Annotated in this window: 26 protein-coding genes and 1 pseudogene; 13 read left to right on the top strand and 14 right to left on the bottom strand. The window is 71.1% G+C overall.

All coding sequences use genetic code 11. The features are described 5' to 3' along the window. Positions 1-40 precede the first annotated feature (40 nt). From ACFYPN_RS03590 to ACFYPN_RS03605, 4 genes are all read right to left on the bottom strand, one after another. Positions 41-631 (bottom strand): malonic semialdehyde reductase, encoded by a 591-nt coding sequence (locus ACFYPN_RS03590; RefSeq protein WP_358760508.1) that lies wholly within the window; start codon positions 629-631, stop codon positions 41-43. Between the two features lie 114 nt (positions 632-745). Continuing rightward, positions 746-997: an exodeoxyribonuclease VII small subunit gene (locus tag ACFYPN_RS03595; protein WP_358760509.1), complete on the bottom strand. Its 252-nt coding sequence runs from the start codon at positions 995-997 to the stop codon at positions 746-748. A gap of 78 nt (positions 998-1075) precedes the next feature. Beyond that, positions 1076-2287: an exodeoxyribonuclease VII large subunit gene (xseA, locus tag ACFYPN_RS03600; protein ID WP_358760510.1), complete on the bottom strand. Its 1212-nt coding sequence runs from the start codon at positions 2285-2287 to the stop codon at positions 1076-1078. A gap of 98 nt (positions 2288-2385) precedes the next feature. Then, on the bottom strand, positions 2386-3780 hold the full coding sequence (locus ACFYPN_RS03605; protein WP_389296608.1) for an APC family permease: 1395 nt from the start codon (positions 3778-3780) through the stop codon (positions 2386-2388). 163 nt (positions 3781-3943) lie between these two features. Here ACFYPN_RS03605 and ACFYPN_RS03610 point away from each other — a divergent pair, with 163 nt between their 5' ends. Together ACFYPN_RS03610 and ppgK are read left to right on the top strand one after the other, a co-directional pair. Beyond that, positions 3944-4933, top strand: a complete 990-nt coding sequence (locus ACFYPN_RS03610) for a 4-hydroxy-3-methylbut-2-enyl diphosphate reductase (protein ID WP_358760512.1) — start codon at positions 3944-3946, stop codon at positions 4931-4933. A gap of 164 nt (positions 4934-5097) precedes the next feature. Further along, a complete protein-coding gene (gene ppgK, locus ACFYPN_RS03615) occupies positions 5098-5841 on the top strand; it encodes a polyphosphate--glucose phosphotransferase (protein WP_358760513.1) in 744 nt (247 codons plus the stop codon). A gap of 393 nt (positions 5842-6234) precedes the next feature. Here ppgK and ACFYPN_RS03620 read toward each other — a convergent pair. Continuing rightward, positions 6235-6766, bottom strand: a pseudogene (locus ACFYPN_RS03620) (DUF6542 domain-containing protein); the annotation flags it as partial. 307 nt (positions 6767-7073) lie between these two features. On the opposite strand from ACFYPN_RS03620, the gene ychF reads away from it, so the two are divergent. Further along, positions 7074-8162: a redox-regulated ATPase YchF gene (ychF, locus tag ACFYPN_RS03625; protein ID WP_389296609.1), complete on the top strand. Its 1089-nt coding sequence runs from the start codon at positions 7074-7076 to the stop codon at positions 8160-8162. A gap of 121 nt (positions 8163-8283) precedes the next feature. Here ychF and ACFYPN_RS03630 read toward each other — a convergent pair whose 3' ends face one another. Together ACFYPN_RS03630 and ACFYPN_RS03635 are read right to left on the bottom strand one after the other, a co-directional pair. Further along, positions 8284-8676, bottom strand: coding sequence for a DNA-binding protein (locus ACFYPN_RS03630; RefSeq protein WP_358761274.1), 393 nt, complete (start codon positions 8674-8676; stop codon positions 8284-8286). Continuing rightward, positions 8676-8927, bottom strand: a complete 252-nt coding sequence (locus ACFYPN_RS03635) for a hypothetical protein (RefSeq protein WP_358761275.1) — start codon at positions 8925-8927, stop codon at positions 8676-8678. Before ACFYPN_RS03635 ends, ACFYPN_RS03630 begins: the two co-directional genes overlap by 1 nt. A 158-nt stretch (positions 8928-9085) precedes the next feature. On the opposite strand from ACFYPN_RS03635, the gene ACFYPN_RS03640 reads away from it, so the two are divergent. Beyond that, a complete protein-coding gene (locus ACFYPN_RS03640) occupies positions 9086-9361 on the top strand; it encodes a hypothetical protein (protein ID WP_389296610.1) in 276 nt (91 codons plus the stop codon). Between the two features lie 811 nt (positions 9362-10172). On the opposite strand, the gene ACFYPN_RS03645 is transcribed toward ACFYPN_RS03640, so the two are convergent. After that, positions 10173-10442, bottom strand: coding sequence for a hypothetical protein (locus ACFYPN_RS03645; protein ID WP_358761277.1), 270 nt, complete (start codon positions 10440-10442; stop codon positions 10173-10175). A 512-nt stretch (positions 10443-10954) separates the two neighbouring features. On the opposite strand from ACFYPN_RS03645, the gene ACFYPN_RS03650 reads away from it, so the two are divergent. The 3 genes from ACFYPN_RS03650 to ACFYPN_RS03660 all read left to right on the top strand — a co-directional run bounded on the left by ACFYPN_RS03650 (position 10955) and on the right by ACFYPN_RS03660 (position 13538). After that, complete coding sequence (locus ACFYPN_RS03650) at positions 10955-11158, top strand: cold-shock protein (RefSeq protein ID WP_358761278.1); 204 nt, start codon at positions 10955-10957, stop codon at positions 11156-11158. 335 nt (positions 11159-11493) lie between these two features. Then, positions 11494-13005: a DEAD/DEAH box helicase gene (locus tag ACFYPN_RS03655; protein ID WP_389296611.1), complete on the top strand. Its 1512-nt coding sequence runs from the start codon at positions 11494-11496 to the stop codon at positions 13003-13005. Between the two features lie 221 nt (positions 13006-13226). Then, positions 13227-13538: an SCO5918 family protein gene (locus ACFYPN_RS03660; RefSeq protein ID WP_358761280.1), complete on the top strand. Its 312-nt coding sequence runs from the start codon at positions 13227-13229 to the stop codon at positions 13536-13538. Positions 13539-13643: 105 nt separating this feature from the next. Here ACFYPN_RS03660 and ACFYPN_RS03665 read toward each other — a convergent pair whose 3' ends face one another. The 6 genes from ACFYPN_RS03665 to ACFYPN_RS03690 all read right to left on the bottom strand — a co-directional run bounded on the left by ACFYPN_RS03665 (position 13644) and on the right by ACFYPN_RS03690 (position 18623). Continuing rightward, entirely contained in the window at positions 13644-14003 is a 360-nt protein-coding gene (locus ACFYPN_RS03665; protein WP_358761281.1) for a hypothetical protein, read from the bottom strand. A 66-nt stretch (positions 14004-14069) separates the two neighbouring features. Then, entirely contained in the window at positions 14070-14192 is a 123-nt protein-coding gene (locus ACFYPN_RS03670) for a hypothetical protein (RefSeq protein ID WP_389296612.1), read from the bottom strand. A gap of 200 nt (positions 14193-14392) precedes the next feature. Beyond that, positions 14393-14953, bottom strand: coding sequence for a hypothetical protein (locus tag ACFYPN_RS03675; RefSeq protein WP_358761283.1), 561 nt, complete (start codon positions 14951-14953; stop codon positions 14393-14395). Positions 14954-15096: 143 nt separating this feature from the next. Beyond that, complete coding sequence (locus ACFYPN_RS03680; RefSeq protein ID WP_389296613.1) at positions 15097-16335, bottom strand: hypothetical protein; 1239 nt, start codon at positions 16333-16335, stop codon at positions 15097-15099. Between the two features lie 72 nt (positions 16336-16407). After that, a complete protein-coding gene (locus ACFYPN_RS03685) occupies positions 16408-17823 on the bottom strand; it encodes a PP2C family protein-serine/threonine phosphatase (RefSeq protein WP_389296614.1) in 1416 nt (471 codons plus the stop codon). Next, entirely contained in the window at positions 17820-18623 is an 804-nt protein-coding gene (locus tag ACFYPN_RS03690; protein ID WP_358761286.1) for an alpha/beta hydrolase, read from the bottom strand. Before ACFYPN_RS03690 ends, ACFYPN_RS03685 begins: the two co-directional genes overlap by 4 nt. A gap of 486 nt (positions 18624-19109) precedes the next feature. Between ACFYPN_RS03690 and ACFYPN_RS03695 the strand changes: the two genes are divergently transcribed. The 6 genes from ACFYPN_RS03695 to ACFYPN_RS03720 all read left to right on the top strand — a co-directional run bounded on the left by ACFYPN_RS03695 (position 19110) and on the right by ACFYPN_RS03720 (position 26508). Next, positions 19110-19862 (top strand): GntR family transcriptional regulator, encoded by a 753-nt coding sequence (locus ACFYPN_RS03695; RefSeq protein WP_358761287.1) that lies wholly within the window; start codon positions 19110-19112, stop codon positions 19860-19862. A gap of 413 nt (positions 19863-20275) precedes the next feature. Further along, on the top strand, positions 20276-22075 hold the full coding sequence (locus ACFYPN_RS03700; RefSeq protein WP_389296615.1) for a purine-cytosine permease family protein: 1800 nt from the start codon (positions 20276-20278) through the stop codon (positions 22073-22075). A 207-nt stretch (positions 22076-22282) separates the two neighbouring features. Then, entirely contained in the window at positions 22283-22483 is a 201-nt protein-coding gene (locus tag ACFYPN_RS03705; RefSeq protein ID WP_358761289.1) for an SPOR domain-containing protein, read from the top strand. A gap of 220 nt (positions 22484-22703) precedes the next feature. After that, complete coding sequence (locus tag ACFYPN_RS03710; RefSeq protein ID WP_358761290.1) at positions 22704-23105, top strand: NUDIX domain-containing protein; 402 nt, start codon at positions 22704-22706, stop codon at positions 23103-23105. Between the two features lie 166 nt (positions 23106-23271). Then, on the top strand, positions 23272-23712 hold the full coding sequence (locus ACFYPN_RS03715; protein WP_358761291.1) for an ATP-binding protein: 441 nt from the start codon (positions 23272-23274) through the stop codon (positions 23710-23712). Between the two features lie 189 nt (positions 23713-23901). Continuing rightward, a complete protein-coding gene (locus tag ACFYPN_RS03720; RefSeq protein WP_358761306.1) occupies positions 23902-26508 on the top strand; it encodes a SpoIIE family protein phosphatase in 2607 nt (868 codons plus the stop codon). The last annotated feature ends 27 nt before the right edge of the window (positions 26509-26535 follow it).

The following is a 26535-nucleotide window of genomic DNA, read 5'->3' on the forward strand; positions in this document are numbered from 1 at the left end:
GTGGTGGGCGGTTCGGCCCGTTCCGGCCGGATCGGTCAGGTCAGACGGTGGTGACGACCTCGTCGTACGACAGGCGCGGCAGACGCGGGAACCAGGCGTCCTCGCCCGGCTTGCCGATGTTGACGACCATGAGCAGCTTGTGGTCGCTGTCCAGGAACTCCTTCTCGATGCCCGCGGCGTCGAAGCCGGTCATCGGGCCGGCGGCCAGCCCGGCGGCGCGGACGCCGACGATGAAGTAGGCGGCCTGCAGCGCGGCGTTGAGCGCGGCGGACTGCTCGCGGACCGGGCGCTCGGAGAAGAAGGCGTCCTTGGCCTGCGGGAAGTGCGGCATGAGCGCCGGGAGTTCCTCGTGGAACTCGTTGTCGGCGGCGAGGATCGCGACCAGCGGCGCGGTGAGGGTCTTCGGGCGGTTGCCCTCGGCCATGTGCTCGACGAGGCGGGCGCGGCCCTCCTCGGAGCGGACCAGGACGACACGCAGCGGCGACTGGTTGAAGGCGGTGGGGCCGAACTTGACCAGCTCGTAGATCGCCTGGACCTGCTCGTCGGTGACGGGCTCGTCGGAGAAGGTGTTGGCGGTGCGGGCCTCGGTGAACAGGAGGGCCTGCGCGGCGGGGTCAAGGGCGAGGGACATGGGAACCACCTTCAGGGCGTACGGGATCGAGCGACGGGGTCACCGTAACCGAGAGGTATGTTAACTTTCAACTAAGCGTGGTCCAGGGTGACGCACACCACAGAGCCGCAGGTCCTACTCGGCCGAAGGCGCGGCGGCGCCGTCCTCCGGACCGGCCAGAGCCGCGTCGAGGCGGGCGCGGGCGCCCTCCAGCCAGCGGCGGCACACCTTCGCCAGCTCCTCGCCGCGCTCCCAGAGGGCCAGCGACTCCTCCAGCGTGGTGCCGCCCGCCTCCAGTCGGCGCACGACCTCGATCAGCTCGTCGCGCGCCTGCTCGTAACCGAGCGTGCCGGTCGCACCGGCGGTGGTCGTCCCGTCGTCCGTCATGCCGTCCACTCTATGTGCGCGCACCGACAGCGGGCCCGGGCCGGAGCCGGGAGCGTCCCCGCGCCGCCCCGGCGCCACTCACCCCTCCACCCGTACCGCGAACTCGCCCTCCGACACCCGGGCCCGGAGCACCTCGCCGGCGGCGCCGGCCTCCTCGGGGGCGCGCACCACGTGGCCGTCCGCCCGCTGGAGCACCGCGTAACCGCGTTCCAGGGTGGCCGCCGGGGAGAGCGAGACCACCCGGGCGAGGGTGTGCGCGATCTCCGAGTCGGCCCGGTCCAGCAGATGGCCCAGCACCCGGCGGCTCCGGCCCGCCAGAGCCTCCACCTCGGCGGTCCGCTCGTCCACCAGCCGCTGCGGACGCTCCATCGACGGCCGGCCGAGCGCCTGCGCCAGCCCCCGCTCCTCGCGCTCCAGCAGACCGCGTACGCTCCGCCGCGCCCGGTCGCGCAACTGCTGGACGCGGTCCAGCTCCTCGCCCACGTCCGGTACGACCTTCTTCGCCGCGTCCGTGGGTGTGGAAGCGCGCAGGTCCGCCACCAGGTCCAGCAGCGGGGAGTCCGGCTCGTGCCCGATCGCCGACACCACCGGCGTACGGCAGGCGGCGACGGCGCGGATCAGCGCTTCGTCCGAGAACGGCAGCAGGTCCTCCACGCTGCCGCCACCCCGTGCGACGACGATCACGTCCACCTCGGGCATGGCGTCCAGCTCCTGCACCGCCCGCACCACCTGGTTGACCGCGTGGACCCCCTGCACCGCGGTGTTGCGCACCTCGAACCGCACGGCCGGCCAGCGGCGGCGCGCGTTCTCCAGCACATCGCGCTCGGCGGCCGACGCCCGCCCGGAGACCAGCCCGATCAGCTGCGGCAGGAACGGCAGCGGCTTCTTCCGGTCCAGCGCGAAGAGCCCCTCCGAGGCGAGCGACTTCTTCAGCTGCTCCAGCCGTACCAGCAGCTCGCCGATGCCGACCGGACGTATCTCCGTCGCCCGGAGCGAGAGCTGGCCGCGCGGGGCGTACCACTCCGGCTTCGCCAGGACCACGACCCGCGCGCCCTCCGTCACCACGTCCGCGATCCGGTCGAAGACCTGCCGGAAGCAGGTCACGCTCACCGAGACGTCGTGCGCCGGGTCCCGCAGCGTGAGGAAGACGACACCCGCGCCGGGCCGCCGCGAGAGCTGCGTGATCTGCCCCTCGACCCAGATCGCGCCGAGCCGGTCGATCCAGCCGCCGATGAGCCGGGACACCTCACCGACGGGCAGCGGGGCTTCCGCGGACGTGTTGAGAGCCATACGGGCGAGCGTAACCGTCACCGCGGACACCGGGCCCGTTCACGCACCGGGCCGGCCACCCGGGCCGGGGTCCGCGCAGCCCCGCGCACCGTGCCCGTTCACCCGGCCGGCGGGACACCCCCGCCGGTGCCCCTCGCGTCCTCGTCGACCCCGGTACGCCGGCCGCCCTGCACCGCCACCACCACGAGGCCCACGGCGAGCCAGCAGGCGCCGACCACCTGCGCGCTCGTCGTCGCCTCCACGATCACCGCCACCAGCGCCGCCGTGCCCAGCACCGGCACCACCAGATGGCGCCACCAGCTCGGCTCACCCTCCATCCGGCGCACCACGAACCAGCCGACCACCGACGCGTGCAGCAGCACGAACGCGGTCAGCGCGCCGATGTTCACCACGGACACCAGATGGTCGAGCCCGTCGTCCCGCCGGGCCGCCCACACCGCCGCCACCAGCGTCACGACCGCCGCGCAGAGCACCGCCACCCTCGGCACCCCCGACTTCGCGTCGATCCGCGCCAGGAACCGCGGCAGCCGCCGCTCCCGCGCCATCGCGAAGACCAGCCGCCCCGCCGCCGCCTGCCCGGCCAGCGCCGCGAAGGCCGCCCCGATCGCCTTGCTCGCCGCGACCAGGTCGTGCAGCCAGGTCCCGACCGACGCGTCCACCGCGTCGTAGAACGCCGACCCCTGCGCCGCCGGATCGGCCGCCAGCCCCGCCGAGGAGACCGGCTCCAGCAGCGCCGCCAGATACGACTGCACCACGAAGAGCGCCCCCGCCATCACCAGGCAGAAGAGCACCGCCCGCGCGACCTTCGCGGAACCGCCCGTCACCTCCTCGGCGAACGAGGCGATGGCGTCGAACCCCAGGTAGGAGAGGACGGCCACCGACACCGCGCCGATGACCGCGGTCGTCGAGAACCCGGAATCGCCGGTCAGCGGCGTCAGCCAGCCGCGCTGGGCGCCGTCGCGGACCAGCACCACCACCGCCGACACCACGAACACCAGCAGCACCGCGATCTCCAGCGCCAGCACCGCGAAGCCGACCCGCGCGGCGGCCCGCACCCCCCACAGGTTGAGTGCCGTGGTCAGCACCACCGCGATGGCCGTCCACACCCACCGCGACACCTCCGGGACCAGCGCGTTCATCGCGATTCCGGAGAAGAGGTAGGCGACGGCCGGGATCAGCAGATAGTCGAGCATCGCCATCCACCCGGCGATGAACCCGGGCACCTCGCCCAGCCCCTTGCGGGCGTACGTGAACACCGACCCGGCCTTCGGGGCGACCCGCACCATCTGCGCGTAGCTGAACGCCGTGAACGCCATCACCACCGTCGCCACGACGTACACGAGCGCGACCGCGCCGCCGGACTTCGCGTCCAGCGTGCCGAACACCCCCACCGGGGCCATGGGCGCGATGAACAGCAGCCCGTAGACCACCAGGTCCCTGAACCCGAGCGTGCGGCGCAGTCCGCGCCGCGTACTGCTTCCCGTTCCCGGCATCGGCCCTCCATGGTGTCCGGCGGTGCGCGGTCGATGGTTCCCCCCGGCGGGCCGTTCCCGCGTCCTTCCGCGGACGCGCGTTTGTGCCCCGTACCCGTACTCGTGGATCAAGGCCCAGTCTCCCGACCGGACCGAGCCCGCGCCTGTTCGGTACGGCCTTACGATGGGACGCATGACTGCCACCCCTGCCCGCCGTGTCCTGCTCGCCGCTCCCCGTGGCTACTGCGCGGGCGTGGACCGTGCCGTGATCGCCGTCGAGAAGGCCCTGGAGCAGTACGGGGCCCCGGTCTACGTGCGCCACGAGATCGTGCACAACAAGTACGTCGTGCGGACCCTGGAGAAGAAGGGGGCGATCTTCGTGGAGACCACCGCGGAGGTCCCCGAGGGCTCCATCGTGATGTTCTCCGCGCACGGCGTCGCGCCGACCGTCCACGCCGAGGCCGCCGAGCGCCGGCTCGCCACGATCGACGCCACCTGCCCGCTCGTCACCAAGGTCCACAAGGAAGCCGTCCGCTTCGCCAAGGAGGACTACGACATCCTCCTGATCGGTCACGAGGGCCACGAAGAGGTCATCGGCACCAGCGGCGAGGCCCCCGACCACATCACGCTGGTCGACGGCCCCGACGACGTCGCCAACGTCTCCGTCCGCGACGAGTCGAAGGTGGTCTGGCTCTCCCAGACCACGCTCTCGGTGGACGAGACCATGGAGACGGTCGACGCGCTGAAGAACAAGTTCCCCCACCTGCTCTCGCCGCCCAGCGACGACATCTGCTACGCCACGCAGAACCGCCAGGTCGCCGTGAAGAAGCTGGCGGAGGACGCCGAACTGGTCATCGTCGTCGGCTCGAAGAACTCCTCCAACTCGATCCGCATGGTCGAGGTCGCACTCGACGCCGGAGCCCCCGCCGCCCACCTGGTCGACTTCGCCTCCGAGATCGACGAAGCCTGGCTGGAAGGCGTCACCACGGTCGGCCTCACCTCCGGCGCCTCCGTCCCCGACGTCCTCGTCGAGGGCGTGCTGGAGTGGCTCGCCGAGCGCGGTTACGCGGACGTCGAGACGGTGAAGACGGCCGAGGAGTCGATCACCTTCTCGCTGCCCAAGGAGCTCCGCCGCGACCTGCGCGCCGAGGCCGCCGCGCTGGCCCGGCAGTAAGTCCCGTAACACCCGGACGCGGTCGGCCGGAGCGTCCAGGCGTGTCCGGCCCGAGCACCTGAGCGCGTCCGGCCGGAGCGTTCCGGCCGCATTCCGCAGGACCTTTACGTACGTACCGGCCGCTCGGGACGTGCGAGGTGCTCGCTGCCCTTACCGTGGTGCCCATGGAGATCTTCGGCGTGGACATCGGCGGTTCAGGGATCAAGGGCGCTCCCGTGGACCTGGAGCGTGGGGACTTGGCGCAGGAGCGCCACAAGGTGCTGACACCGCACCCGGCGGTACCCGAGGGTGTGGCGGACTGCGTGGCCGAGGTCGTCAGTCACTTCGACTGGTCCGGACCGGTCGGCATCACCTTCCCCGGCGTGGTCACCGACGGCGTCACCCGTACCGCCGCCAATGTCGACAAGGGCTGGGTCGACCTGGACGCCCGCGCGCTGCTCTCGGAGCGGCTCGGCTGTCCCGTGACGATCCTCAACGACGCGGACGCCGCGGGCGTCGCCGAGATGACCTTCGGCGCGGGCAAGGACCGCAAGGGGACGGTGATCACGCTCACCTTCGGCACCGGCATCGGCTCCGCCGTCTTCACCGACGGGAAGCTCGTGCCCAACACCGAGCTGGGTCACCTGGAGCTCAACGGCCACGACGCGGAGAAGCACGCGTCGACCAAGGCCAAGGAGGACAACGACCTGAGCTGGGAGCACTGGGCGCACCGGGTGCAGAAGTACCTCGCCCACGTGGAGATGCTGTTCTCGCCGGAGCTCTTCATCATCGGGGGCGGAGTGAGCCGCAAGGCGGACAAGTTCCTGCCGCTCATCAAGCACGTACGGGCCGAAATGGTCCCGGCCCAGCTGCAGAACAACGCCGGCATCGTCGGCGCGGCGATGGCGGCCCGCGCGGCGGGGAAGTAGTCGGCCGGATTCGCTACGGACAGGGGCGGCCCGGCCCGGTTCGCGCCGGCCCGATTCGCGCCGGCCCGAGCCGCGCCGGCCCGAGCCGCGTCGGCAGGGCCCGTCGGCCGCCTCCCTCCGCAGTGCGGTGCGCTCCTACGTGCTCCTACGCCTGCGGGGTGCGGCGGGCCGTGCCCTGTCCGACGGGACCTCCGTGCGCCCCAGAGGCGGGGTGCGGCTTCGCCGGACGGGGGCGCCTGCCCCGGACGGGCCGGTCCCCGGCACGCGCCCCGTCCTCCGGGAGCCCGTCGCCGGGCCCGAGCCGGTCCTCCGGGAGGCCGCCGGTGCTTCCGTTCCGGTCCCCGGGCCCGGGATGCGCGGCGGGCCGGAGCGCCTGCACGGCGAGCAGGAGCTGCCGCTGCCGCATCTGCCGGACCTTCCGTACGGTCGCGATGACCCCGGCGACCAGGGTGCCCCCGTACAACCAGCCGGCGTGCACCGCGAGCGCGGTGACGACCGCCATCAGCCGTCCGCCGAACCCGCCGTCGCCCCCGGCCACCGGCAGCACGCCGACGGCGAAGGCGATCGGCACGCTGATCGGCGCGGTCACCAGGTCGGCGGGCCGCACCCAGAGCGCCGTCAGCGCGCTGACGGGCACGAACAGCACCCCGTAGACGAGCGTGGACGCGTCGAACAGCAACCAGTCCAGGCAGGCCAGTACGAACATCACGGCGGTCGCGAAGAGCCCCGCACCGATGCCGGTCAGCCGAGGGTCGGGGAATCTGCGCAGCGCGAGCACCACGGGAGGCACGGTCCGCCGCGCGCCGGGCGCGCCGACCACCCGGTAGACGGCCGAACTCTCGGCGAGAGGGGCGCCACCGCCCGGAGGGACCGGGGCCGCCGGGGGCTGCCTGCGCTGCGGGGGACGAGTCCTGTGCTGCTCCACCCGGACAACGTAGGTCGGTGAACCGGGTGAATCAGGCATTGAACACGCGCTTTGGCCGAGCTTGGGGCTGCGTTCGACGTCACACGGCCGAATGAGGACCCTGTTCGGTGCTCCCGACGACGACTCCTGGAACCCACGGGTGAGCACCCCGCCCCTCCCGGCGCGCAGCCGGCCCTCCGCCGGACCCGTGACGGCACGGCCTGCCCCGCCCGTAAACTGGAGAATCGGTCCGCTGCCGGGCCCGGCCCGGCACGCTCCGCCCCTGTGCCCCGCCCCCACCCCGTCCTCACTCCAGGAAGTCGCCAACGTGTCGCTCACGATCGGAATCGTCGGTCTGCCGAATGTCGGCAAGTCGACCCTGTTCAACGCCCTGACCAAGAACGACGTACTGGCGGCCAACTACCCGTTCGCCACCATCGAGCCGAACGTCGGCGTGGTCGGCGTGCCCGACCCCCGGCTGAACGTGCTCGCGGGGATCTTCAACTCGCAGAAGATCCTCCCTGCCACGGTCGACTTCGTGGACATCGCCGGGATCGTGCGCGGCGCGAGCGAGGGCGAGGGCCTGGGCAACAAGTTCCTCGCGAACATCCGTGAGTCCGACGCGATCTGCCAGGTCATCCGCGCCTTCAAGGACGAGAACGTCGTCCACGTCGACGGCAAGGTCTCGCCCAAGGACGACATCGAGACGATCAACACCGAGCTGATCCTCGCCGACCTCCAGTCCGTCGAGAAGGCCGTCCCGCGCCTCACCAAGGAGTCCCGCCTCCAGAAGGAGAAGGTCGCCGTCCTGGCCGCGGTCGAGGAGGCCCAGAAGATCCTGGAAGCCGGCCAGACCCTCTTCGCCGCCGGCATCACCGCCGCCACGGAGAAGGGCCGCCTCCTCCACGAGCTGCACCTCCTCACCACCAAGCCGTTCCTCTACGTCTTCAACGTCGACGAGGACGAACTGGTCGACGAGGACTTCAAGAACGAGCAGCGCGCCCTGGTCGCCCCGGCCGAGGCCATCTTCCTCAACGCCAAGATCGAGTCCGAGCTCATCGAGCTCGACGACGACGAGGCACTGGAGCTCCTCCAGTCCATGGGCCAGGAAGAGCCCGGTCTCGCCACCCTCGGCCGCGTCGGCTTCGCCACGCTGGGCCTCCAGACCTACCTCACGGCAGGCCCCAAGGAGACCCGCGCCTGGACGATCAAGAAGGGCGCCACGGCCCCCGAGGCGGCCGGTGTGATCCACACCGACTTCCAGAAGGGCTTCATCAAGGCCGAGATCATCTCCTTCGCCGACCTGGTCGAGACCGGCTCCGTCGCCGAAGCCCGCGCGAAGGGCAAGGCCCGCATGGAGGGCAAGGAGTACGTCATGCAGGACGGGGACGTCGTGGAGTTCCGCTTCAACGTCTAACGCTTCGTCAGGAGACCTGCCCAGTACGCCTGCTGGCGGTCCAGGCAGGTCTCTGTTCGTGTGGAGTCCATGCCTCTGAGTCGTTGGAGGCGGGTCTGTGCGGTGCGACCGCGGCCGGTGTTCAGACCTTGACGACCTCTACGGTAGGCCCGCACAGGAGCGTCAGGTCCTCGGGGTCGGAGGTCAGGACGGTGACCGGCCGGGGCGAGGTGCGGGCGATGACAGCGAAGGCGGCGTCGATGGCGTACTTGTGGCCGTGGAGACGGTGGGTGCGCAGAAGGGCGGCGGCTTGGTCGGTGATCTCCTTGGTGACGTCATGGACGTCGACGCGGGAAAGGACCCACCTGATGCGTGCGGGGTGGATGCGCTCGTAGTCGGCCTCAAGAGTGGTCATGGCGCTGGTGGCGACACGGACGCCCTCCTCAGACGCTGCTTGGACCAGAGCCGCGACGGTGCGGTCCTTGCGGTAGAGCTTCGAGAGGCCTTCGCTGTCGAGCAGGAGGGTGCCGGGCATCAGGCAGCGGCCCCGCCGACCCGCCGGTGGTCGTGGCGCAGCAGCGCACGGGCGGCCTCGACCTCCTCGCGGGTGAGGGCTTCGTTGTCGGTCTCGAAGTTGGCGACGATCTCCCGGAGCTTGTCCATGGCGATCCGCTGTTCGAGAGCTTCGGCGACGTAGGCGGAGAAACCGCCGGGTCCGACGTGGGCGCGCGCGGCTTCGGCGAGATCCTCGGGCAGGCTGATGGAGTACTTCTTGCTACCGCTCATGGTGCCGATGCTACCAACGGTCGTACGATGTCGCAGGGAAAATGGCGGTGCCAGGCTCCCGCACCCGATGACGTACGTCCGTGAACACCCCACCCACGACGTGTCGCACTGCGATCATTGATCCATCTTTGAGTGAGCGGCACGAATTGGGGAGCACCATGGCGTGGGCCTACGCGGAACTGGCCAAGGAAGCAGCCAAGCGCGGCGGTCCCACCGCGCTGCGCGCTTTCTACACCGGGCGGGGCATCATCATCGGCGGCGCCATCACCAGCGCCTCCATCGCGGGGACCGTCGCCTACGACAAGTGGAGCAAACGCCGCAGCGCTGCTGCTGCCGAAAGAGCGTCTGACGTTACAGCGGAAACTCCAGCCGCTGGCGACACCCGGAACGGGCAGCCTGCCGATAGCTCCCGTACGGACCGACTCATGCAGTGAGCGAACAGGCACCCAGCGGCGGCATTGGAACGGAAACCAGCGCGAGCGCCGAATTCGCCGCCCGCGCGGTCGTCGCGTGCTGGACCTGATCACCCAGGAGCGGGTGGGCAAGGCGGTGGTCGACGTCGCCGAGGAGAAGCCACAAGTCGGTCAAGGTCCGTGCCGGCCGGCGGCGTGGCATTACCGACGACGGCACGGTGCGGCTGGTGCATCCGCGGCCGGCAGGCGTCCGTGCGGCGTTCTCTCGACCTGACCGCAAGGGACCTGGTCCGGCCACGGGTCTACGGCCCGTGGCCGGCAGGACTGCCGTCGGCCACGGGCCTCGGCGAGCTGACCGTGTCTACCGGATCAGATCCCGCTCTCGTCGTCCTCCTTCCACGGGCGGGGGCTGGTGGGTCGATGCGGGCTGTGCGACGAGTCCCAGAAGTGGGGATGCGAAGTGTTGGCTTCACTGGTCTCCCACCAGTCCTGGCCCCGGTCCCCGGCGTTTCCGCTGCCGTCCGCCGTCCTCGGTGTGAACGTGCTCGCTCCGGGGGCAAGGTCCGGGTCGGTGAGCGGTGGGCCTCCGGGGGCCGGGGAGCGGGGCGGATGGGGGCCGGTGGTGTTCCCCTCGTTCGAAGGTTCGTCCTCGCGGACATCGCCGGAAGCCAGACCAAAAGCCCCCGCGATCTCGTCGGCGGCCTCGTCCAGCCCTCCGTTTTCAAGGACCTCATGACGCGGTGTGCGAGCACCAGGTACCCGTCCATTTCCGGCTTCAGGCCCGCCTCCAGGCCCGCCTCCGTCAGCAACAGCCGCAGTCGGTCCGAGACCCCTACTTCCTCCTCGCGGTCGAAACCCCCCCGCCGCGGTCGTCCCCGCCCCACTGCGGACCCCCGACGGTCGCTCCGTTCCGTGCGTCCACGGGTGGGACGAGCAGGTGGCGGAAGAGCTCGGGTACTTCCTCGTCGTTCGCCGCCGCCGAGACCCGGGTGAGCGGGCCGATCATGTCCACCGCCTTCTCGATCTCGTTCTCATGGCGGGCGAGCCACCCCACCACCGCGCTGTCCGCGCTCTTGACATCGTCCCCGTCGTCCGCGATCAACGCCGCAAGATTCAGTGAGCCTCTGGGGTCGAACCCTGGTGATTCCGCGCGGGCCCGCAGTGCCCCCACGGCCGAGGGCGCCGACCCCGCTCGGCCCACCCGCTCCCACTCGGGCGAAATCGGCGTGTTGGCTGGTGGTGGCTTCGGATGGCAGGAAGATACCGCCGGGAAATAGTGCTCTCCCGGCCGCGGACGGAGAGCGCCCCTCCTGAAACCATGCGTTCCGGGCGGGGCAATATCTATGGCCGTGAGGAAAGAATTTACCGTGCCATGCGGGGAGTGTTTGTGTTGCACCCGGCAGAGTGAAAATTATTCGCCGTACCCGGGCCGTTACTTCGTGCTACTGTCGATCCCAGTTGCAGTTGCGGTACCCAAAAACTTCAAGCGCCTCCGCCGAAATGTCGGCCACTGGAAGCGCTTTTATTGCCGGTCATTTTCCGGTCGGGGCATCATCGCGGCGACCCGGGTACCTGGCATCGCGGATCCCGGCGTATCCCCAAAGGAGACATGACGTGGCATCAGGAACTGTGAAGTGGTTCAACGCGGCCAAGGGTTTCGGCTTCATCGAGCAGGAGGGTGGCGGCGCTGACGTGTTTGCCCACTTCTCGAACATCGCCACCCGTGGCTTCAGCGAACTGATCGAGGGCCAGAAGGTCATCTTCGACATCGCGCTGGGACAGAAGGGCCCGATGGCGGAGAACATCGTTCCGGCCTGACGCTGTCGCGTACTCCGTGGCTGGGGCCCGCGTCCCTCGGGATGCGGGCCCCAGCCACGGACATGTGTACCGCGGTGGTCGTCCTGAGCGCCACCTGCATTTTCTTCTCCGGGCTCCGTGCTTCTACGGGGCTGTGAGCGGTCGACGTCCAGGATTCACGTCCCGGGTGACGGGCTCATCCCGTCGCCTTCGTCCCGCGCCGCATTCACTACGCATCTGCACGACGCAGCTGTTTCTCTTTCGCATTCCCATTCGGCCCGTTCCTGTGATTCCCTGCACTGCTTTTCCGTTGCGGGAATTCCTTGGTACGCGCCGTGTATCAAGGAAGGTTCTCGATGAACCCCACACGTACGAACAGTCGTTCCACCAGCCGCAACCGGACCGACTCCCTCGCTTCCGGCTCCGACGCCGGTTCGCGGCGGGGCGCCCGCTTCGGCTCATCAACCCCGAGCCGTTCAGGGGGCCCGAGCCGGTCGGGCGGACAGGGTCGGCGCCCCGCGGCGGTGCAGGGAGAGTTCGCCCTGCCGACGACGGTCACTCCCGCGCTGCCCGCGGTCGAGGCGTTCGCCGACCTCGATCTGCCGAAGCCGCTGCTGGCAGCGCTGACCGCGCAGGGCGTGAGCGTTCCGTTCCCGATTCAGGGTGCGACCCTGCCCAACACCCTTGCGGGCCGTGATGCCCTGGGGCGCGGGCGCACCGGCTCCGGCAAGACTCTCGCTTTCGGCCTCGCGCTGTTGGCCCGCACCGCCGGTCAGCGCGCCGAGCCCCGTCAGCCGCTGGCGCTGGTCCTCGTGCCGACCCGTGAGCTCGCACAGCAGGTGACCGACGCGCTCACCCCCTACGCCCGCTCGGTGAAGCTGCGCCTGGCCACCGTCGTCGGCGGAATGTCGATCGGACGGCAGGCCAACGCGCTGCGGAGTGGCGCCGAGGTGGTCGTGGCGACTCCGGGCCGGCTCAAGGACCTCATCGACCGCGGTGACTGCCGGCTGAACGAGGTCGCGATCACTGTCCTGGACGAGGCCGATCAGATGGCCGACATGGGCTTCATGCCCCAGGTCACAGCGCTCCTGGACCAGGTCCGCCCGGAGGGGCAGCGCATGCTGTTCTCCGCCACCCTGGACCGCAACGTCGACCGGTTGGTCCGCCGCTACCTCACCGACCCGGTCGTTCACTCCGTCGACCCGTCAGCGGGCGCGGTCACGACGATGGAACATCACGTGCTGCACGTCCACGGCGCCGACAAGCACCGCACGACGACGGAGATCGCGGCACGCGACGGCCGGGTGATCATGTTCCTGGACACCAAGCGGGCCGTGGACAAGCTCACCGAACACCTGCTGGCCAGCGGGGTGCGGGCTGCCGCACTGCACGGCGGGAAGGCGCAGTCGCAGCGCACCCGGACCCTGACCCAGTTCAAGTCCGGACACGTCACCGTGCTCGTGGCCACGAACGTCGCGGCCCGCGGCATCCACGTCGACAACCTCGACCTGGTCGTCAACGTCGACCCGCCGACCGATCACAAGGACTACCTCCACCGCGGTGGCCGTACCGCGAGGGCAGGGGAGTCCGGCAGTGTCGTCACCCTGGTCACGCCCAACCAGCGCCGCGACATGACCCGCCTCATGATCGCCGCCGGCATCGTGCCCCAGACCACCCAGGTCCGCTCCGGCGAAGAGGCGCTCGGCCGGATCACCGGCGCCCAAGCCCCCTCCGGCATCCCCGTGACGATCACCGCCCCGGTGACCGAGCGGCGTCAGCGCAGCGCGTCCTCACGCGGCCGGCGCAGCCCCGCCTCGGCCGCCCGGCGCGTGACCGTGCGCCAGTCCTCCTTCGACGCGGCGGCCTGAGAGTTCCGTGCTCCGGCCGCGGGCCGTTCACCTCGCCCGTGACCCGGCGGTCCTTCGGCGCCGTGCGGGGGCGGACACCGCGGGTCGCGGCACCGGTTGGTGCCCCGCCCGCGGTCGACGGACACGGCTGGCCCCAGGCGTTCTCGTGCTTGTCCGCGGAGCCGTCTCCCCTGCGGCAGAACCACTCCACCTCCTCTTCGCCCCTCTCCCTGTGAGGCACCATGCGCTGCGTCATCGCCCGCTTCCCGTTCGACCTCACCAGGAGCGGCGTCCTGGAGTCCATGAAGGGCGTCAAGCCCGAGCACGCTGCCGGCGAGACCGTGATCATCGGTCGACGCACCTACCCCGTGAAACAGGTCGGCGAGGTCGTCACACGCCAGGACCGCCGTGACTTCAGTGCGGGCGAAGTCCTGCGGGCCATGAGCCAGCTCGGCTTCACCTGCCGCGAACTGCCCCGAGCCGGCATGCTCCAGCCGGTTCGCACACCGATGCAACACGCGTCCGCGATGCTCGGCGCCCCTGAGGCAGCCTGACCGACCGGCAGGCGCGAGGTATTCAGCAGCGAGCAGTGAGGGTCCGACCGGGTGCACCGGTCGGACCCTCACTGCGTGTCGCGGTGTTCTTGGCGCGGTGGTGGGTCAGTGGTCGGAGTAGCTGAAATCGCCCATCGTCCAGGCGCTGACGTCCTCGATCGCCACCCGGTACATGCCGCCCGTCTCCGGGATGCCCACCGTGCCCTGCAGAATCCGGGCCACGTGGAAGTGCAGATGAGTGGGCGGTCCCTCCTCGGTTTCCGCAGAGCTGAACACCCCGGAAAAGCCGCTCAGACGGGCCGAGTCGGCCAGGACCTCCGACACCCGCTGCCTCCAGACGGCCTCGGGAGCCAGCCGGCCCGTGATCACGGCACCACCGGCGACCACGGTCACGGGCATCTGATTGCTGCGCCCGGACTCCACCAGGGCGGCAACGTCAACAAGCAGCGCGTCAGGCTTCGACATGGGGCCGATTATATTCGCCGACCAGAGGGCCGCTCCGTGCGGTGCCTGTTCCGGGCAGGACGGCGCTCAGGTCGTGTCGCCGACGGCACGCGGGTGTCTGCGGGCGGCGGACAAGAGGTTGGCGCCGTGGTCGGCGTCCCGGCGGGTGGAACCGGTGCCGTACCGGACCCGGCCCACCGTGGACGACATGCTCGATCAGGCTGCCGTTGAAGTCGGTGATGAGGAGAACCACCGACCGGGCCCCGAGCTGCCTCCGCCACGTCGCGACTGTGATGTCGACGGACTCCTCCTTCCCGCTCTCGTGCTCGCCGCAGAAGGCACCCGTCGACACGACTCCTTCTGGCGAGCACGAGAAGTCGAAGGCGCGCCGGTGCTGCGCCGCGGGACTCTCAGACGTTCGTCCAGGCTTCGAGGAAGGCCTTCCGGCCATGGGGATCGTCCGCCCTCCGGTCGGCGTGCAGGACGTGCCAGGCGGTGAGTTCGAGATCCCGCAGCCAGAGTTCTCCGGTGACCTGTGTCTTGAGCTCGGGGAGATGGTCGGATTCGGCGAGGGCCTGGCCGATGACCTTCCCGGCCGCGACACGCTGCGGCGGAGTCATCTCGTCGACTGCGGACAGGATGTCCCGTGCCAGAGCGGTCCCTCTGCCCGCCAGGGCTTCCAGCACGTCCGCCTTGATGGTCGCCGGCAGCAGGTAGGCGGTACCCGAGGACCTCCACAGGTCCGCCCAGAAGCGTTCGCCGGTCCCGGTGGGAGCGGGGAGCGCGGCCAGCAGTCCGAGGAGGTGGCCGGTGGCCGCGTAGCCACCGGAGTGCGCGGCCGCGACGACTGCGATTCCGGCGACGCGCTCCACATCGAGATGGCCTGCTCCGAGGTCCGGAGTATGGGCCAGTTGGTGTTCCAACTGGCCCATGAGGGAGGCGGACACGTGGGGGCGGACTTCAGGAAGCATCGGTGCTCCTTGCGGTGGGCGAGCGGTGGTGCCGTTCGGAAGCCCTGATCTTTCCCCGTGGCCGACCCGCCTACTCGGCCGTGAGTGGTCTCTCGGTGGTGGGTGTACGGGACCGCACACCGGGGGAGAACGAGGGGCGGCCCTCACCGGGCGCCGGCGGATGGCGGGTGGACCTCGGCATCGTCCTGGTCCCCGAGGTCCCCGAGGTTGCCGGAGCCGCCGAGGTCTTCGAGCATCGGCCCGAAGGCGGAGTCCTCCTCACCGGGAACCCTTGGCAGGAAGCCCTCGGAGACCGTACGGGCGGCAACGGCCAGGAGGCGTTCGAGAACCTCCTGCTCGGTGGCCCGCGGAAGCCCGAGGGCGCCGAGGAGGCGGTCGCGGACCTCCGGGTGGTCGGGGTGGTCGTCGAGGTGGTCGGAGCCGAGGGCCGGAGGCCGGAAGCCGGCCAGGGCGTCGTGCCAGGACGGAAGGACGAGGACGAGGGTCAGGGCCTCGGCCAGGGACTCGGCGATGAGGGACGCGCGGCCTTCCGAGTCGGTGTGGAGGACGGGGCGAGGGGCGCCGGGGGAGGCCGGGCCGCAGAGGTAGTGGGTGCCACCCGCGTTGCAGCCGGCGACCGGGGTGACGGGAAGGCCGTTGGGCAGGGCGATCGACTCGACCGGGTCGGTGCGCGCGAGGTCGAACTCTCCGTCGCAGGACAGGTGGGAGACGGCCTCCGGATGCGCGGCGATCCTGCGGAGGAGCGCGTCCTCCGAGAGGGCGTCCGGGTTGAGGGCGGTGATGACCGTCGCGGTGAGGGGACGGCCGGCGAGGACGTGGCGCACGGCGTCGAGGGGGACGGGGCGCTCGTAGTAGTCCTCGAAGTGGTCCTGGACGGCCTCGGGGGAGCGGTCGGTGAGCAGGCGGAAGAGCCGGCCGGAGCCGTCCGGGTCCTCGCTGCCGGGCGGGAAGTCGATGGACGAGCCGGTGCGCCACTGCGAGTCGCCGGTCGTCCGCCACAGGCAGGCGGTGACGGACGGGATGTCGCGGTCCTCGTCGCGGAAGGCGGGTTCGTCCAGGAGCGGGCGCAGCGCGGCGGGCACCTCGTCGATGACGCCGGGCCAGACCTGCTCGTCGCCGTTCGCGTACGGGCTCATCTTCGACTCGTGGTCGAACCCGCGTATGAGTACGCCGGCCGACGTGAAGAGGACGGAGAAGTCGTTCCCCGAACCGTCGTCCATCAGGGCCGCCTCCTCGCCCGGGCCCCAGGCGGCATTGAAGGCGTAGTGGCAGAACCGGGGATCGCCACCGATCGTGGCGTCCAGCACGGCCAACGCGTTCAGGTGGCAGCGGAGTTCGGCGGGATCCGGAAGGCGGGCGGCGATCTCGTGCACGGTGTCCATGGCGCCATGCAAGCACCCCCCACTGACGCCTCGGTGCGGCCGGCGGCCCGGGGCGCGGTGCCCCGGTTCGGCTCAGGCGGATGCCGCCGCGCTCGGGCCCGGGGCGCCCGGAGCCGGCACGCCCAGCGCGAGCAGTGCCGTGTCGTCGTTGAGGCCCTCGCCGAAGCTCTTCAGGAGGCCGGTCAGGGCCTCGATGAGGGCGTGGACGGGCCTGCCCGCCTGGCCCGCGGCGAAGTCGCGCAGCGCGTCGTCCCCGAACAGGCCGGTGCAGTCCTGGCCGGTACGGGCCTCGGTGAGGCCGTCGGTGTAGAGCAGGAGGGTGTCGCCGGGGCCGAGGCGGGTGTCGGCCGTGACGAAGGGCGGGTCGGGCAGGATGCCGACGACGAGGCCGCCCGGGGTGGGGAGGAAGTCGGCGCGGCCGTCGGCGCGCAGGACGAGTGCCGGGGGGTGGCCGCCCGAGGCGAGGTGGACGGAGACCTGTCCGTTGGCGGGGTCGGGTTCGAGTACGCCGAAGACGGCGGTGCAGTAGCGGGGGTCGAGGCCGCCCGAGTAGCGCTCGTACAGCACCGTGTTGAGCGTGGAGAGGGCCGATACGGGGTCCGGGTCGTGCAGGGCGGCGGCGCGCAGGGTGTGGCGGGTCAGCGCGGTGATCGCGGCGGCCTGGGGGCCCTTGCCGCACACGTCGCCGAGGAAGAAGGCGAAGCGGGTGCCGTCGACGGGGAAGACGTCGTAGAAGTCGCCGCCGAGCCGGTCGGGGGAGGCGGTGTGGTAGTGCGCGGCGGCCTCCATGCAGGGGACCGGTGGCAGGGTGTCGGGGAGCAGCGCCTGCTGGAGTACGGCGAGGGCGTCCTGGAGCCTGGTGCGGTCGGACTGGGCGCGCCGGGTGGCCTCCTCGGCCGCTCTGCGGGCGCGCAGGAGTTCCTCCTCGTAGGCGCGGCGGTCCCGGGCGTCGAAGACCGTGATGCGGATCAGCAGGGGTTCGCCGGTGCTGTCGTGCTTGACCACGCCCGACACGAGCACCGGCATCCGGCCGCCGCCGGCCCGTTCGGTCCGCCTGACGTCGAGGGCGATGCCGCTGATCTCGCCCCGCATGCTCAGCAGGGGCGCGAAGTGGGTCTCGTGGTAGAGCCTGCCGCCGACGGTCAGCAGGTCCACGAACCGCATCCGGCCCACCACCGCGTCCCCCCGGAGGCCCAGCCAGTCCAGCAGTGTGCGGTTGATCTTCGCGATGGTGCCGTCCATCAGCGTCGACAGATATCCGCACGGGGCGCTCTCGTACAGCTCCTCGGCGCTGGGCTCCAGCAGGGCGGCGAACGTCGCCTCGTAGGCGGAGGCGGAGGCGGAGGTGCGAGCATGTGCGGAGCCGGAGCCGGAGCCGGAACCGGAGCCGGAACCGGAACCGGAACCGGAACCGGAACCGGAGGCGGCCTCCGTGCTGGGAAGTGGGTCGGGAGGCGGGTCGGGAGCCTGCCCGGCCGGGCCCGTCATCCCAGGCCGGCCAGGAACTCGGTGATCGCCGCGTTCGTGGCCGAGGGCGCAGACAGCTGGGGGCAGTGGCCCGTCGCGTCGAGGGTGACGAGCTTGGAGCCGGGGATGGCCCGGTGCACGTAGGCGCCGACCTCCGGAGGCGCGATCATGTCCTGGGTGCAGTCCAGCACCAGCGTCGGTACCGTCACGCCCGCCAGGTCCTCGCGGCTGTCGGAGAGGAACGTCGTGCGGGCGAAGACGCGGGCCATGTCCGGATCGGTGGCGCAGAAACTGCGGGTCAGCTCGTCACCCAGTTCGGGCCGCTCCGGGTTGCCCATGATCGCCGGGGCCATCGCGGAGGACCAGCCCAGATAGTTCAGCTCCAGCGAGGCCAGCAACTCGTCGATGTCCTCCGCGCTGAAGCCGCCCCGGTAGTCGACGTCGTCGACGTACCGCGGGGAGGGGGTGACCAGCACCAGCGCTCCGATCCGGTCGGGCGCCGCCTTCGCGGCCAGTACCCCGATCATGGCGCTGACCGAGTGCCCCACGAACACCGCCCGATCGAGATCCAGCTCCTCGCAGACGTCCACCACGTCGCTCGCGTAGCCGTCCAGTGACGAGTAGCGCTCCTCGCTCCAGGCGGAGAGGTCGGAACCGCCCGAGCCGACGTAGTCGAACAGCACCACCCGGTACGTGTCGACCAGCGCCGGAACGGTCAGGCGCCACAGGTTCTGGTCGCACCCGAAGCCGTGGGCGAGCACCACCACCGGGCCCTGCGGGTTGCCGGTGACAGTGATGTTGTTCCTGCGCCGGATGTCCATGGGAACCATCCTCCCAGCACCCGCCCCGCGCTACGACCCGGCGGACGGACCGGCGCACGGACCGGCCCCGGGGGCAGCCGGACGCCGACCGGGGCAGGCCGCCCGGGGCCGCCGCCCTCCCGCCGCGCCCCTCAGCTCCGCGATCCCCGCCGGCTTCGCCGGGTCCACCGAGGCGCTCCGTCGCGCGCGTGGCGTCGGTCGGCTCTCCGCCCCGCGCACACTCCCCGCACACGGCGGTCGCGGACCCGGGCCCTCCCGTCCGGGCGGCGGGCGGCACGGAGGCACGTGTCACTTGGTGCTCTTCGCGGGGCTTGCGGGGGGCGTGAAGTGGGCAGAGACCTGCGGGAAGAGCTGTGGTGATGGCGTCCGGGTCATGCGGCGGGAACACCTGAATCACCACTTCGAGTGAAACTCTGGCCAGTGCTTGTTTTGTGCCACTCACGGTTGCGACTCTGTAGCGGTCTGTCAACGTGTTGGGAGTGGCCAGTGACTTTCGGTGAGCAGCCTGCCTATCTGCGCGTGGCGAGCGATCTGCGGGAGAAGATCGTCAAGGGTGCGCTGCCGCCCCATACCCGTCTGCCGTCCCAGGCGCGCATCCGCGAGGAGTACGGCGTCTCGGACACCGTCGCGCTGGAGGCACGCAAGGTCCTCATGGCCGAGGGGCTGGTGGAGGGGCGTTCCGGCTCCGGTACGTACGTGCGGGCGCGTCCGGTGCCCCGCAGGATCGCCCGGTCCGGTTACCGCCCGCAGATCGGGGCCAGCCCGTTCCGTCAGGAGCAGAGCGCGGAGGGCGTGCGCGGCACCTGGGAGTCGAGGAGCGAGCAGGAGGAGGCCGGTCCCGAGGTCGCCGCGCGCCTCGGTATCCAGCCGGGGGAGCGGGTGATGCGCACCCGGTACGTCTTCCGGGACGCGGGTGAGCCGATGATGCTCTCGACCTCCTGGGAGCCGCTCTCGGTCACCGGACGGACCCCGGTGATGCTCCCCGAGGAGGGTCCGCTGGGCGGCTGCGGGGTGGTCGACCGCATGGCGGCGATCGACATCGTGGTGGACAACGTGACCGAGGAGGTCGGCGCCCGGCCGGGGCTGGCGGACGAACTCGGCGACCTCGGCGGGGTGCCGGGTCATGTGGTCATGGTCATCGCGCGCACCTACTACGCGGGCGGACAGGCGGTCGAGACCGCCGACGTGGTCGTCCCTGCCGACCGCTACCGCGTCGCCTACCACCTGCCGGTCAGGTAGTCGCCCGACCCGCCCGCCCGACCCGCCCGCCCAGACCGCCCGACCGCCCCGACCAGCCCGACCGACCCGATCGGCCCGACCGACCCGAACGGCCCTCACCGGCCCGATCCGTCCGACCAGCCGCGCGGTCCGACCAGCCGCGCAGCCCGCCGACCGCCCGTCCCCGTCCCATTCCCCCGTCCCATTCCCCGTCCCCGGCCCGTCCCCGTCCCCGGCCCGTCCCCGCCCGCGACGCGTCCCGTCGCGGGCGGTCGACCGGTGTGCGGTGATGCGCGTCCGCCGGAGGTGACACAGACTTAACCCCCCGTCACCTGCCGTAACCCCCGGGCAATGCCCCGCGACCGCGGCCCGTCATGTCCGGCTCCTACCTTCCGGTCCGTCGCCGCACCAACGGACCGACGGACGGGAAGCCCATGACGGACATCGCACCACCCACCACGGCCGAGACCCCGCACCCCTCGTCGCCGCTCCCGGAGTCGCAGCAGGACGCGCCCCGGCCCGCCGAGGGCGCGTCCGGCTCCGGTGGGCCGGCCCGCAGTTACGCGGCGCTGGCCGCCGACGAGAGCCGCGAGGATTATTCGCTGCGTTACGCCCCGCACTCCTTCCGCCGTTGGTCGCCCGGGACGGTCGCGGGTACGGCGCTCGGGGGCATCGCCTACCTCGCGGATTTCGCGATCGGCGCGTCGATCGTCTTCACCTACGGCTTCACCAGTGGTTTCGCGTCGATCCTGACCGCCGCCGCGATCATCTTCCTCACCGGCATCCCCATCGCCCGGGCCTGCGCGAAGTACGGGCTGGACATGGATCTGATCACCCGGGGCGCCGGCTTCGGCTACTTCGGCTCGACGCTGACCTCGCTCATCTACGCGTCGTTCACCTTCATCTTCTTCGCGCTCGAAGGTTCGATCATGGCGCAGGCCATGCACCAGGCGATCGGGCTCCCGGTCCAGCTCGGCTATCTGCTCACCACGCTGATCGTGATCCCGATCGTGTTCCGGGGCATGGGCGCGCTGGCCAAGGTGCAGGCGTGGACCCAGCCCGTCTGGATCATCGGCATGATCCTGCCGTTTCTGGTGCTCGCCTTCGAGGCCCCGGACGCCTGGGGCTCGTTCAGTTCCTTCGGCGGTACGGAGGGGGCCGGTGCGGGCTTCTCCTGGCTCGGGTTCGGTCTCGGCACCGGGGTGGCGCTCTCACTGATCGCGCAGATCGGCGAGCAGGCGGACTACCTGCGCTTCATGCCCGCCAAGACCGAGGCGAACAGACGGCGCTGGAACCTCGCGGTGCTCGCCGCCGGACCCGGCTGGGTGATCATCGGCGCCGCCAAGCAGCTCGGCGGCGCGTTCCTCGCCTTCGTCGCGCTGGAGGCGGTCGGCACCACGCACGCGCTGGAGCCGATCGCCCCGCAGATCGAGGCGCTCAAGCCCTGGCTCGGTGGCTTCGCCCTGCCGGCCGCGGCGGTCTTCGTCCTCGTGTCGCAGGTGAAGATCAACGTGACGAACGCCTACAGCGGCTCGCTCTCCTGGTCGAACTTCTTCTCCCGTCTCACCCACCGGCACCCCGGCCGGGTCTGGTACATCTTCCTCAACCTCGCCATCGCGCTCACGCTGATGGAGATGAACATGTTCGCGGCCCTCAACAAGCTGCTGGGCTTCTACTCCAACGTCGGCATCGCCTGGATCGCCGCCGTCGCCGCCGACCTGGTCATCAACAAGCGGATCGGGCTCAGCCCGCCGTACATCGAGTTCAAGCGGGCGTACCTCTACGCGGTGAACCCGGCGGGCTTTGGTGCGATGGTGATCGCCTCGACCGTCTCGATCCTGGCATTTTTCGGCCTTTTCGGTCAGTACCCGGAAGCCTTCTCGACCTTCATCGCCGCAGGGCTCGCGGTCACGCTCTGTCCGCTGATCGCCTGGGCGACGAAGGGCAAGTACTACCTGGCCCGGCCCAATCCGGTGAACGGTCCGGACGTGGTGGTCGAGGACATCACCGCCACCCACACCTGTGCGGTCTGCGAGACGGCGTACGAGCTGCCGGACATCGCCGACTGCCCCGCCCACGCGGGACCCGTCTGTTCGCTCTGCTGCTCACTGGACGCCACCTGCGGTGATGCCTGCCGGAAGGCGCCCGCTGCCGGACCGGTGCTGATGCCGCTGCCCACGGTCCGGGCGGCCGGTTCCGTCCCGGCAGCACGGCCGGGCTCGCGGCCGGTGTGACCTACTCCCGCGAGGCGCGGTAGGGTCCCGTTCCCTCCTCCGGGGGCGCATCCGGACGGATGCGCCCCGTGTATGGCCGGTTCCGTATCCCTTTGTGCGATTACGCATTCGCTGAGTGAAGGTCAGGCGTACGCTCCGGCATATGCGCACAGCGATTTCCTGGGGATCGTCCTATGAGATGTGCAGACCGGTGGGGAGAGGGGCAGCATGCTCGGGAGGAGCACGATGAGTGACAGCGCGACTGTCCTCCCGTGGCTGGTGATACGGCAGGACATCAACGGCAGTACGTACCGTGTCGGCCGCTACGCCACGCAGGAAGAGGCGCAGAAGGTCGCGGACGGGTTCGACACCCGGGAGCACCAGCAGCTCTACTGGGTCGAACGCGCGGGTGAGACCGCCCGCCCCTGAACGACCCGCGTCCCCGGCGGCCGGGCGCCCTCCCTGACCAGGGGGTGCCCGGCCGCCGTCGTACGCCCCGACGGTGCCGCGGACATGCCGTCGACGCCCGGCGTGCGCAGCCTGCACGCCCGAACCGGTGTGCGCCCCCGGGCTCGGAACGCGCCTGCGCGCGGAGGTAAGGTCCGCCCTGACCGGCCTGATCGCCAGGCCGGGGAACGAAGGCGGAGCGATGCCGGCCCTGATCGACACGGTGGCGTGGGTACGAGTGGAGAGCGGCAGGATTCTCTGCGCGCGGTCGAAGGGGAAGGACGTCTTCTACATCCCCGGCGGCAAACGGGAAGCGGGGGAGAGCGACCTCCAGACCCTGCTGCGGGAGGTCGAGGAGGAGCTGGCGGTGACCCTCGATCCGGCGACCGTCGTGCACGCGGGTGTCTACGAGGCGCAGGCGCACGGGCACGCGGACGGCGTGGTGGTCCGGATGAGCTGCTACTACGGGGACCACGAGGGCACTGTGGTCGCGAGCAACGAGATCGACGAGGTGGCCTGGTTCACCTACGCCGACCGGCCGCTCGTCGCCCCGGTCGACCAGGTGCTCTTCGACGATCTCCACGCGGCCGGCGTGCTGGCCTGAGCCGCGGCGGCGAGCGGGCTGGAGGACGACCCCATGCACCCGTACGACCCATGGGTCACGATCCGTGGTAGGTCGTAGCGAATCCTGGGTATGTCGGACAGGCCGGGTATGCCGGGTATGTCAATGTTGACCCCTCGCGTGATGAATCCGCTGTCGGCCCCGGGAAGTGATCGGCGTGATCGATACCGAAGGCGGCAGCGCCGAGTGGTCCTTCCCCGCTGAGCCGGGCTCCGTGCGGGGCGCGCGGAACGCGGTGCGCGAGACGCTCCGCGCCTGGGAGCTCGGTCCGCCGGTCATCGACATCACGGTGCTCCTCGTCAGCGAGCTGGTGACCAACTCGCTCCGGCACGCCACCGGCCCCATCGGGGTCCGCCTCGTACGGCCCGGTGACACCCCCGCGGACGTTCCGGACGCCACGGCCGACGGTCACGGCCTGCTGGTGGAAGTGTCCGATCCGCTTCCGGAACTTCCCACCCGGCGCAGGGCCGGCCCGGACGACGAGGGCGGCCGGGGGCTCCAACTGGTGGCCTGTTCCGCACGCCGGTGGGGGACCCGTAAAGGAAAGAGTGGCAAGACGGTGTGGTTCGAGCTGCCTCTGTCTGGTTAGGAGTGGAGGGGGAGCACAGCGATCACCTGAGGTCGGGGCCGCCGACGAGAAGGACTGAGACCTTGCTGTGATCGTGAACGCCGTGTCGGGAGTGGCCGTAGTGCTGAATACTGCGCACATGACCGGTCCGGTGTGTGAGCTGGAGGGGACGGTCGCGTGAGCGAGATACCTGGGACAGCGGGCGACATCGTGTGGCAGAGCAGCCCGCCTGGCTCGATATACGAGTACATCAGGGTTGCCTCCTTCTCGATCGGCCCGGACGGCCTGATCGAGCAATGGAGCGGAAGGGCCGCCGATCTCTTCGGCATGGGCCCGCACGAGGTGATCGGCCGTGATCCCGTGGAGGCATTCATGCCTCCCGAGCTGCGCCGCAGCGGGCACCGGCAGATCCGCGAGATCCTGGACGGCAAGGAGTGGACGGGCCTCGTCCCGTTCCGGGTACCCGGCGAGCGCGAGGTACGCGGGCTCGCCGAGGTCTACGTCATGCCCAGCGTGACGGCCGCCGGGGAGCGGACCGCACTCTGCATCGTGGTGGACGTGCGCGCGCTGCGTGGCATCGAGACGGACCTCGCAGCCTCGCAGGCGATTTTCGGCCAATCCCCCTTCGGGTTCGTACTGTTCGGCAAGGACCTCTCCGTGGTCCGTGCGAACGAACGATTCGCCACCGTGTTCGGCGGCATGGCCGCCGACCACCGGGGGCGCCGGGCCGAGGACTATCTGTCCCGCCCCGAGGCCGACCGTCTGACGGAGACCCTGAAGCGTGTGCTGGCCACCGGGGAGTCCGTCACCGACCTCCGGCTCATCGGGACGGTCCCCGGCGACACCGACCGACGCCACTGGTCGATGAACCTCTACCGGGTGCACACCGGATCGGGACGGCCCACCGGCGTCGCCGGACTCGCCACCGACGTCACCAGCCGGCACATCGCCGCCCGCGAGGCAGCCAGTGCCCGGCGCAATCTCCGGCTGCTCAACGAGGCCAGCGCCCGCATCGGCAACTCCCTCGACCTGGAGACCACCGCCCGCGAGCTGCTCGACGTCGCCGTTCCCGGCTTCTGCGACCTCGCCACCGTCGACCTCTTCCCCGCCGTGCTCACCGGCGCCGAGGCCCCGCCCGCCGGCGGCCCCGCGGCCGAGCCCGGTGCGGCCTCGCCCGAACTGCGCCGGGTCGCCCAGGCCAGCGCGGTCTCCGACGCCCACCCCCGGGTGCCCGGGCAACCGGGCGCACAGGTGCCGGGCGCGCGGTCGGGCGATCGGGCGGCCGACGAGCGGCCGACGGGCCGGGCCGGGCCGGACGCGGGAGAGCCCGCCCTCGGAGCCGTCCACCGGTACCCGCACGCCTCCGCCGGCGCCACCGCCCTGCGCACCGGGCGCGTCCACGAGGCGCCCGGTGACGGCCTCGGGTTCGTCCGGTCCACGCTCGCTGTGCCGATGGTCGCCCACGACACCGTGGTCGGGCTCGTCCGCTTCTCCCGCGCCAAGGGCAGCGAACCCTTCGGCGAACGCGACCGGGACCTGGCCGGCGAACTGGCCGCACGCGCCGCCGTCTGCATCGACAACGCACGCCTCTACCGCCGCGAGCACGAACGCGCCCTGATCCTCCAGCGCAGCCTGCTCCCGCCGGGCGCCCCCGAGGCGGCGGGCCTGGACATCGCCTGTCGCTACCTCCCCGGCAACGCGGCCACCGAGGTCGGCGGCGACTGGTTCGACGTCATCGAACTGCCCGGACACCGCACGGCGCTGGTCGTCGGCGACGTCATGGGGCGCGGGCTGCGCGCCGCCGTCGCCATGGGCGAACTCCGCACCGCGGTGAGGACTCTCGCCCTGCTGGACCTGGAGCCCGCCGAGGTGCTCTCCGCGCTGGACGAGGTCGCCCGCGGCCTCGGCACCCCCGGCGGCGGCGACCGGCCCGAGGGCGGGGGCACCCAGTGGCCTTCCCGCGCCCTCCAGAAGTCCCGCGAGGCGGACCTCTCCGAGGTCTACCTCGCGACCTGCGTCTACGCGGTCTACGACCCGGTCACCCGGCGCTGCACCTTCGCCAACGCCGGCCATCTGCCGCCGGCCGTCGTCGAACCCGGCCAGGAGGCCCGGCTCCTCGACGTACCGCCGGGGATGCCGCTCGGCGTCGGCGGCGAACCCTTCGAGGAAGTGGTGGTCGAGCTCGCCGAGGGCTCCCTGCTCACCCTTTACACGGACGGCCTCGTGGAGTCGCGCAACCATCCACTGGACGAAGGTCTCGAGGCGCTCCGTACCGCCCTCACCGGACCCCGGATGCGGCTGGAGGCTGCCTGCGACCACGTGCTGACCGCCCTGGACACCCGGCACGGCGAGGACGACATCGCGTTGCTGATGGCCCGCATCCAGGGGCTGCCCGAGGAAGCGGTCGGCGACTGGACACTGCCCCGGGAGCCGCGTTCGGTCGGCAGGGCCCGCGAACTGGCCCGCCACCGGCTGACCGAGTGGAACCTGGACGACCTGGTGGACACCACCGAACTCCTGGTCAGCGAACTCGTCACCAACGCCCTTCGCTACGGAGAGGGCGAGATCCGGCTCCGGCTGCTGCGCGACCGCACCCTGGTCTGCGAGGTCTGGGACGCCGGCCTCGTCCAGCCGCGCCGCCGCCGTGCCCGCGACACCGACGAGGGCGGCCGGGGGCTGCAACTCGTCGGGCTGCTCAGTGCTGCCTGGGGGTCACGGCGCACCCCTCTCGGCAAGACCGTCTGGTTCGAGCTGGCCCTGCCGGACGGGCAGCCCGCCGCCGAACTCTCGGTGGAACAGCTGCTCAGCATGTACTAGGGCCGGCGCGCGGCCAGGCACGTACTT

The organism is Streptomyces sp. NPDC005576 (genome assembly GCF_042871745.1).
Taxonomy (GTDB): Bacteria; Actinomycetota; Actinomycetes; order Streptomycetales; family Streptomycetaceae; genus Streptomyces.

Coding starts and splice junctions, on each gene's coding strand:
- ACFYPN_RS03590 (WP_358760508.1), bottom strand. CDS start 631: ATGTCCCTCGCCCTTGACCCCGCCGCGCAGGCCCTCCTGTTCACCGAG.
- ACFYPN_RS03595 (WP_358760509.1), bottom strand. CDS start 997: ATGACGGACGACGGGACGACCACCGCCGGTGCGACCGGCACGCTCGGT.
- xseA (WP_358760510.1), bottom strand. CDS start 2,287: ATGGCTCTCAACACGTCCGCGGAAGCCCCGCTGCCCGTCGGTGAGGTG.
- ACFYPN_RS03605 (WP_389296608.1), bottom strand. CDS start 3,780: ATGCCGGGAACGGGAAGCAGTACGCGGCGCGGACTGCGCCGCACGCTC.
- ACFYPN_RS03610 (WP_358760512.1), top strand. CDS start 3,944: ATGGGACGCATGACTGCCACCCCTGCCCGCCGTGTCCTGCTCGCCGCT.
- ppgK (WP_358760513.1), top strand. CDS start 5,098: ATGGAGATCTTCGGCGTGGACATCGGCGGTTCAGGGATCAAGGGCGCT.
- ACFYPN_RS03630 (WP_358761274.1), bottom strand. CDS start 8,676: ATGCCCGGCACCCTCCTGCTCGACAGCGAAGGCCTCTCGAAGCTCTAC.
- ACFYPN_RS03635 (WP_358761275.1), bottom strand. CDS start 8,927: ATGAGCGGTAGCAAGAAGTACTCCATCAGCCTGCCCGAGGATCTCGCC.
- ACFYPN_RS03640 (WP_389296610.1), top strand. CDS start 9,086: ATGGCGTGGGCCTACGCGGAACTGGCCAAGGAAGCAGCCAAGCGCGGC.
- ACFYPN_RS03655 (WP_389296611.1), top strand. CDS start 11,494: ATGAACCCCACACGTACGAACAGTCGTTCCACCAGCCGCAACCGGACC.
- ACFYPN_RS03660 (WP_358761280.1), top strand. CDS start 13,227: ATGCGCTGCGTCATCGCCCGCTTCCCGTTCGACCTCACCAGGAGCGGC.
- ACFYPN_RS03665 (WP_358761281.1), bottom strand. CDS start 14,003: ATGTCGAAGCCTGACGCGCTGCTTGTTGACGTTGCCGCCCTGGTGGAG.
- ACFYPN_RS03670 (WP_389296612.1), bottom strand. CDS start 14,192: ATGTCGTCCACGGTGGGCCGGGTCCGGTACGGCACCGGTTCCACCCGC.
- ACFYPN_RS03675 (WP_358761283.1), bottom strand. CDS start 14,953: ATGCTTCCTGAAGTCCGCCCCCACGTGTCCGCCTCCCTCATGGGCCAG.
- ACFYPN_RS03680 (WP_389296613.1), bottom strand. CDS start 16,335: ATGGACACCGTGCACGAGATCGCCGCCCGCCTTCCGGATCCCGCCGAA.
- ACFYPN_RS03685 (WP_389296614.1), bottom strand. CDS start 17,823: ATGACGGGCCCGGCCGGGCAGGCTCCCGACCCGCCTCCCGACCCACTT.
- ACFYPN_RS03690 (WP_358761286.1), bottom strand. CDS start 18,623: ATGGACATCCGGCGCAGGAACAACATCACTGTCACCGGCAACCCGCAG.
- ACFYPN_RS03700 (WP_389296615.1), top strand. CDS start 20,276: ATGACGGACATCGCACCACCCACCACGGCCGAGACCCCGCACCCCTCG.
- ACFYPN_RS03705 (WP_358761289.1), top strand. CDS start 22,283: ATGCTCGGGAGGAGCACGATGAGTGACAGCGCGACTGTCCTCCCGTGG.
- ACFYPN_RS03710 (WP_358761290.1), top strand. CDS start 22,704: ATGCCGGCCCTGATCGACACGGTGGCGTGGGTACGAGTGGAGAGCGGC.